Raw genomic sequence first — 508 nt, 5'->3', positions numbered from 1 at the left:
CGCCAACACCTTTATCGATGCTTAAGTCGTTACCGACCATCGAAACTTGCTGCATCGCTTCAATGCCTGAACCGATTAGAGTTGCCCCTTTGACGGGACGAGTCACTTTACCATCCTCAATCAAATACGCTTCTGATGCAGAGAACACGAACTTACCTGAGGTGATATCCACCTGACCACCACCGAAGTTAGGCGCGTAGATGCCTTTCTTCACGGTCGAGATGATTTCTTCTGGTGTGTGTTCACCTGGCAGCATGTAGGTATTGGTCATGCGTGGCATCGGTAAGTGCGCGTAAGATTCGCGGCGACCGTTACCCGTTGGGTTTACCCCCATTAGGCGCGCGTTCAGCTTGTCTTGCATGTAGCCTTTCAATACGCCATTTTCGATCAGCGTGTTGTACTGACCATTCACACCTTCGTCGTCCACATTGAGTGAACCACGTAGATCTTTCAGCGTACCATCATCCACAATCGTACATAGCGATGACGTCACCTGCTGACCCATTTT

At 50.0% G+C, this 508-nt stretch carries 1 protein-coding gene; it reads right to left on the bottom strand.

Annotated elements, in window-relative coordinates; translation table 11 throughout:
* Positions 1-508 (bottom strand): metallopeptidase TldD-related protein (locus tag R8O10_RS27730; RefSeq protein WP_318192296.1); only part of this gene is annotated, 508 nt, incomplete at both ends.

The organism is Vibrio sp. 1727 (genome assembly GCF_033344415.1).
Lineage (GTDB): Bacteria > Pseudomonadota > Gammaproteobacteria > Enterobacterales > Vibrionaceae > Vibrio > Vibrio alginolyticus.
The sequence above is the reverse complement of the archived record's forward strand: the minus strand, read 5'-3'. Positions and strand labels throughout refer to the sequence as shown.